General features: G+C 61.7%; 4 protein-coding genes and 1 pseudogene. 3 read left to right on the forward strand and 2 right to left on the reverse strand.

What is annotated here, in order from left to right; genetic code table 11:
• Positions 1–41: 41 nt before the first annotated feature.
• Both groES and groL read left to right on the forward strand, forming a co-directional pair.
• Positions 42–335 (forward strand): annotated as a pseudogene (groES, locus tag EN786_RS15970) (co-chaperone GroES); the annotation flags it as partial.
• 65 nt (positions 336–400) lie between these two features.
• The gene (gene groL / locus EN786_RS15975; protein WP_126057772.1) at positions 401–2,056 is read left to right on the forward strand and encodes a chaperonin GroEL; all 1,656 of its coding nucleotides are present in this window, start codon (positions 401–403) and stop codon (positions 2,054–2,056) included.
• Positions 2,057–2,213: 157 nt separating this feature from the next.
• Here groL and EN786_RS15980 read toward each other — a convergent pair whose 3' ends face one another.
• A complete protein-coding gene (locus EN786_RS15980; protein WP_126059319.1) occupies positions 2,214–3,215 on the reverse strand; it encodes a zincin-like metallopeptidase domain-containing protein in 1,002 nt (333 codons plus the stop codon).
• Between the two features lie 611 nt (positions 3,216–3,826).
• On the opposite strand from EN786_RS15980, the gene EN786_RS38615 reads away from it, so the two are divergent.
• A complete protein-coding gene (locus EN786_RS38615) occupies positions 3,827–4,396 on the forward strand; it encodes a hypothetical protein (RefSeq protein WP_245454735.1) in 570 nt (189 codons plus the stop codon).
• Between the two features lie 6 nt (positions 4,397–4,402).
• Here EN786_RS38615 and EN786_RS15990 read toward each other — a convergent pair whose 3' ends face one another.
• Complete coding sequence (locus EN786_RS15990) at positions 4,403–5,602, reverse strand: cation:dicarboxylase symporter family transporter (protein ID WP_306462679.1); 1,200 nt, start codon at positions 5,600–5,602, stop codon at positions 4,403–4,405.
• Positions 5,603–6,173 lie beyond the last annotated feature (571 nt).

Below are 6,173 nucleotides of genomic sequence, written 5' to 3' on the forward strand. Positions count from 1 at the left end.
AACAAAAACCCCTCAACAGCGCACCAGGGAAAAATCCGAAAATGGCAAAGTCGAAGTTCCGCCCGCTGCATGACCGCGTGGTCGTTCGCCGGGTCGAATCCGAATCCAAGACCGCTGGCGGGATCATCATCCCCGACACGGCAAAGGAAAAGCCGCAGGAAGGCGAGATCATCGCTGTCGGCTTCGGCGCTCGTGACGAAGCTGGCAAGCTGGTCCCGCTGGACGTCAAGGCCGGCGACCGCATCCTGTTCAGCAAGTGGTCGGGCACGGAAGTCAAGCTCAATGGCGAAGACCTTCTGATCATGAAGGAATCCGACATCATGGGCATCATCGGCTCATATCAGGCCCTTTCGTCAACTGAATTCCCGGGCTCGATTGAAGCCCCTGCCAGGAGCTAAAAATGGCTGCCAAAGACGTAAAATTCTCCCGCGATGCCCGCGAGCGCATGCTGCGCGGTGTCAACATCCTCGCTGACGCGGTGAAGGTCACGCTCGGCCCCAAGGGCCGCAACGTGGTCATCGACAAGTCGTTCGGCGCCCCGCGCATCACCAAGGACGGCGTCACCGTCGCCAAGGAAATCGAGCTTGAGGACAAGTTCGAAAACATGGGCGCGCAGATGGTCCGCGAAGTTGCTTCGAAGACCAACGACATCGCTGGCGACGGCACCACGACCGCGACCGTTCTGGCGCAGTCGATCGTCCAGGAAGGCCACAAGGCCGTTGCCGCCGGCATGAACCCGATGGACCTGAAGCGCGGCATCGACCTCGCGGTAACCGACGTCGTTGCGACCCTGATCAAGAACGCCAAGAAGATCAAGACCTCCGAAGAGGTTGCCCAGGTCGGCACCATCGCCGGCAACGGCGATGCTTCGGTCGGCAAGATGATCGCCGAAGCGATGCAGAAGGTCGGCAACGAAGGCGTCATCACGGTTGAGGAAGCCAAGACCGCCGAGACCGAACTCGAAGTCGTCGAAGGCATGCAGTTCGACCGCGGCTACCTCTCGCCCTACTTCGTCACCAACGCCGACAAGATGGTTGCCGAGCTCGAGGACGTCTACATCCTCCTGCACGAGAAGAAGCTGTCCAACCTCCAGGCCATGCTGCCGGTTCTCGAAGCCGTCGTGCAGACCTCGAAGCCGCTGCTCATCATCTCGGAAGACGTCGAAGGCGAGGCTCTGGCCACGCTGGTCGTCAACAAGCTGCGTGGCGGCCTGAAGATCGCCGCCGTCAAGGCGCCGGGCTTCGGTGATCGCCGCAAGGCCATGCTGGAAGACATCGCCATCCTCACCGGTGGCCAGGTCATCTCGGAAGACCTCGGCATCAAGCTCGAGAACGTCGGCCTCAACATGCTCGGCCGCGCCAAGAAGGTGTCGATCTCCAAGGAGAACACCACCATCGTCGACGGCGCCGGCAAGAAGGCCGAGATCCAGGGCCGCGTTGCCCAGATCAAGCAGCAGATCGAAGAGACCACTTCGGACTACGACAAGGAGAAGCTGCAGGAACGTCTGGCGAAGCTCGCCGGCGGCGTTGCGGTGATCCGCGTCGGCGGTGCGACGGAAGTCGAAGTCAAGGAAAAGAAGGACCGCGTCGATGACGCCCTCAACGCGACCCGCGCGGCCGTCGAAGAAGGCATCGTTGCTGGTGGTGGCGTCGCGCTGCTGCGCGCTTCGGCCAACATCAAGGCCACCGGCGTCAATGCCGACCAGGCCGCCGGCATCAACATCGTGCGTCGTGCGCTTCAGGCTCCGGCCCGCCAGATCGCGGCCAACGCCGGTGCGGAAGCATCGATCGTTGCCGGCAAGATCCTTGAGAACAAGGGCGCGACCTTCGGCTACAACGCCCAGACCGGCGAGTATGGCGACATGATCGCCATGGGTATCGTCGATCCGGTCAAGGTTGTCCGTACGGCTCTTCAGGACGCGGCCTCGGTCGCCGGCCTGCTGGTCACCACCGAAGCCATGATCGCGGAGGCTCCGAAGAAGGAGTCGGCTGGCGGCGGCATGCCTGGCGGCATGGGCGGCGGCGGCATGGGCGGCATGGGCGGCATGGATTTCTAATCCAGCTCTGGCAGCTTTCGCAACGAGAGGGCGGCATCAATGCCGCCCTCTTTTTTTGCGAACCTCGGTCCGATGAACGATCGACGCCAACGCCGGCCATCGGCGTTAGGGCAACCTCAAAAGAACTGTCGAGTTGGTTGCGCGCGGCTTTGCGTCATCAGAGGCGCAAGGCGGTCGCGTGTGAGGATTGCGCGCTCCCATAGGCGGTTTCGGCATGTGCCTCGCCTTCGACATCGACATTGCGGCCAAGCAGGAAATCGGCGGCTTTCGAGGCATGGCTTGCGGCGCGGAAGATGGCGCGGTTGTCCTCGCGCAAAACCGTCAGCCATGAGCCGATGTAGTCGGCATGGCGCACGCTCGGCTCGATGCCGAGACTGCTGCAGATGAAGGCTGATGCGATTTCGGCGACCAGTTCCTCGCGCGCATAGGTGTTGGACCCGAAGGAGCCGGACAGGTCGCGCGCGAGTCGCCTCGGGTGGCCGGTCCAGTGTCCAAGCTCGTGAAAGCAGGTCCGGTAATAGTCGATCTGGTGGAAGAAAGCCGGCTGCGGCGGCACCTGTATGGTGTCGCTGCCGGGCATGTAGAAGGCGCGCTCGCCGCCGATGCGAAAATCAGCGCCGGTTGCATGAATGAGCGCCTCGGCCTGCGGGACCATCTCGCGCTCAGGCAGAGGCTCGCCGGCGGCGTAAAGATGTTCGGGCAGATTATCGCACTGCGCGACATCGAAGACGGTGAAGCGCTTCAGGAAGGGCACCGCCTGCGGTTCGTCGCCATCGGTGTCGGCGCGTTGCTTTTCGTTCTTGGGAACAAAGCGGTCAGCGTGAACGATGGTGGTGCCGTGCTCGCCCTTCCTGACATTGCCGCCAAGCGAAAGCGCCTGCCGGAAGGTGAGCCAGTTCTGGCTGGGGAAACCGCGCTCGATGACCGCGCCCCACAGGATCAGGATATTGATGCCGGAATATCGGCGCTGGGTGGCCGCATTCCGCGGCAGGCCGAGGCCTGTCCTTGCCCTGCCCCACGGCTTGACCCATGGCACGGTGCCGCGCTCCAGTTCGGCAATGATGCGGTCGGTGATTTCCTGATAAAGGCTGGCGCCGGTGCGCCCGCCACTGTCTGCGCCAGCCTGTCGGCTGCCGCAACGTTTGTTGTTTGCACGCATCGTGATGTCCTCCGCTCTACAATCGCGCGCCCTCCCCGGAAGCGGGGTGGGCGGCAAAAGCGACCGGAAAGGCCCGCCGTCGGAGGCGGACTGCATCAGCAGGACCGGAACGGAGTGGAGGACCCGAAAGCGACAAGCGAAGGGTTGCGGGACGCCGCGGCGGGCCTAGAAGGGAGTGCTGCCCACCCTGCGCCAGGGGGAAGGCCACAATAGAAAGACGCCGGCCGACAGGCCGGCGACCGTCAGCAGCCGAAGGCTGCCCCGCGCCAGGGGGCGATGCCGCAGGGCCAAGACCGCCTGAGCTTGCCGAAGAAAAGCGGGCTCGGTTCACGAGCACCCGGCCAGCGACTTCAGGCGCGGGCGCTCAGGATTGTTGTTGGCGCCCACGGCAGCTGGATGACCGCAACAAGATTACGAGGAGCGACAGCAAAGCCAGCTGCCACAAACGGCACGCTCCGGCAACAACAGCGTGGCCGGTCTACAGATGCTGCCCCGCACGAGAGCCAGCACGCTTTGAGCGCGCATCGGCGATGCAAGCGTTGCAAGCTGGCCATGTCCACAAGGTCGGCGACCACTATATCGCCGACCACCAACGCGGGCGTACCGTCTAAGTGCAGACCTTTCGCGAGTGCGCGGACCGCGCATTTCATCTGCGATGGCCGGATCTTGCATTCCCGCTTGAGCTGCTCAACGTCAAGGCCTACACGCGCTGCGATCTTGAGAGTGACCCTTCAACTGGGGGAAATCATAAGGGCGCGGTGGAATTCGTCGAACTTTCCCTGTTTTCTCGAGGCGAGTGCGGCGAAGGCTGGGAATTGGGAATCCGGTCCCAGGACCGGGAACTGTTTGATCACAAGCTTCAGATTGGGTTCATGCTTGAAGGCTTTTTGGTAGTTGATATCAGCCAGTCTGCAATGCGGACAGTTGTGGTAGTCATTGAATATGACCAGAACGGCATCGCCTTGCGGGTTGCCGGCGATTGGCGAAGGAGATCGTTGTCGAATGCGCCGCTCCACTTTTGCCTGTCGGTCGACCACGCCTGCCGGTGCAGGTTCGCGCTATATTGGCTCGCCAGCAAGGCGAGGAGTAAAAGAAGAGCTGCGACAGTGATGGCAGTCGGCTTAGACATGAGTCTCCAATCCATGGACGGCGTGGCAGCAACGGCCGCCTTTTTGGTGTAAAATGGGTCAGTTTTGATCGTGCCCCGCAGTTGCTACAGGCGCACAGGTGCCGGTGCGATCTGGCGGTTTCTCAAATACGGCTTTGCGCCATCGGGTCCACCCCAATAGCTGAGCGTCGTTCGCACGGGGAATTGTGTTCACCACGCCGGGCGACTTGACCGTCCACCGCCGGAGCGCTGAACGGTCCGCTAGTGAGGCGCTCCCCGAATCGTCGTTTATCCCGCTCGCCCCGGACCGGGTGACAGCCAGCGTTGCCGCTACGCTGCGGAGAAAAACCGTCAGCGCGTGGCATTCGGACATAAGCTGATCGACGCCAAGAATAAGCCCCACGGAGGTGACCGGTGCGGCCGGAACAAGAAAGAGCGTTGCAGCCATTGTGACGAGGCCTGCACCGGTAATGCGGGTTGTTCCGTTCGAAGGGAACAATGCGACAAACAGCATGAGGATCCGGCAGCCGATCGGGAGATCAGTTTTCGTCGCTTGGGCGATGAAAAGGGCGGCGAGCATCATATTCGTGCCGTCCAGATTGAATGGAATGAGACCCACGACCGAATGCGTGGCGCCGGCCCTTTCCATCTTCTCCATGAGCGAGGCCAGCGCGGCCTCTGAGGAGGACATTGCGAGCAGCAGCTCGTCCTTGATGTATCGGACGAGAGAGAAGAGCGAGCGGCCGTTGTAGCGGCAGACCGCGCCGAACAGGACCGAGAGGAACAAGACTTGCAGGATGTCGCCTTCCGCGAAGGCATTGGCAATCGTTGACGGGATGATGTTCATCAGGAAGCTGGTCACGGACTGCTCGTGAGCCGTGGCCACATAGCCCTTAACGGCTTGGACATCGAGCGAGGCCGGATCGATGTTGAGGCCGGCGCCAGGCTGAACGATATTCGCGACAATCAGCCCGACAACAAAAGCGAGCGTCGAAAAGGTGAGAAAATAGACCATCGCCTTGGCGGCAACTCGGCCGACCTTCTGCAGATCGCTCATGCCGGCAATGCCGGTCGCCATTGTCAGGAAGATGACAGGTACGGTGATTATCTTGACGACATCGACGAAGGCATCGCCGAGCGGCTTCAGGCTGTGGCCGGTCTCCAAATGGAAATAGCCGATTGCGGCACCCAGGATTATGGCGGCAAGTACCTGCACGTAGGTCCGGGCAAAATGGCGCTTGCGGGGCGCTGCGATCGCGCGGGGAACTCTTGGAACCAACACCGTCTCTCTCCTTGACCGGATCGGGGTGGGGCTCCTCCCTCTCCCATGCAGTGCTCCGGTCGAACGCTGCGCCCACTTCGGCGCAAACGATGTGCCAAATAGCAAAGAGGGGAAAACGCGCAGGACCTCACGCAATGCTTGCGATTCGCTCTCCCACACTCGTGCAGTGGTTGCCTGTCGCAACTATGGAAGGGTCGATTCTTGGGAACTCCAAAGGCCGCTCTTTGCGTCGAGCAGCTTGGCTGCCTGGAAGGTTCCCTCTTTGCCTTGCGGTCTGCGAGCTGAGTCCAGATCGTCATCATTTGGCTGCGCGCCGCACGGGGCTCGAAAGATTCAATCGAGGACGGGTCCTCTTGGAAAACGGGGGCAGCGTTGGTCAAGCCCTTCCACCCTGCTGTCCCAATGGTGTTCAGAAGCTCAGTTCACGATCAAGCGATGGATTGTTGATGGCGTTTCAAAAGCGCGGCTAAACGACGACAAGAGTTTGGTGCTTGTGGAGGGAACAAAAAAGGCGGCCTTTGCAGGCCGCCGAGTGTCGAGGGATGTGTGCTTCAGAACGAGGACGGGG

The organism is Mesorhizobium sp. M4B.F.Ca.ET.143.01.1.1, from assembly GCF_004792275.1.
Taxonomy (GTDB): Bacteria; Pseudomonadota; Alphaproteobacteria; order Rhizobiales; family Rhizobiaceae; genus Mesorhizobium; species Mesorhizobium abyssinicae.

Excerpts from the sequence above, each read along its gene's own strand:
- groL (WP_126057772.1), top strand. The coding sequence starts at position 401 with ATGGCTGCCAAAGACGTAAAATTCTCCCGCGATGCCCGCGAGCGCATG.
- EN786_RS15980 (WP_126059319.1), bottom strand. The coding sequence starts at position 3,215 with ATGCGTGCAAACAACAAACGTTGCGGCAGCCGACAGGCTGGCGCAGAC.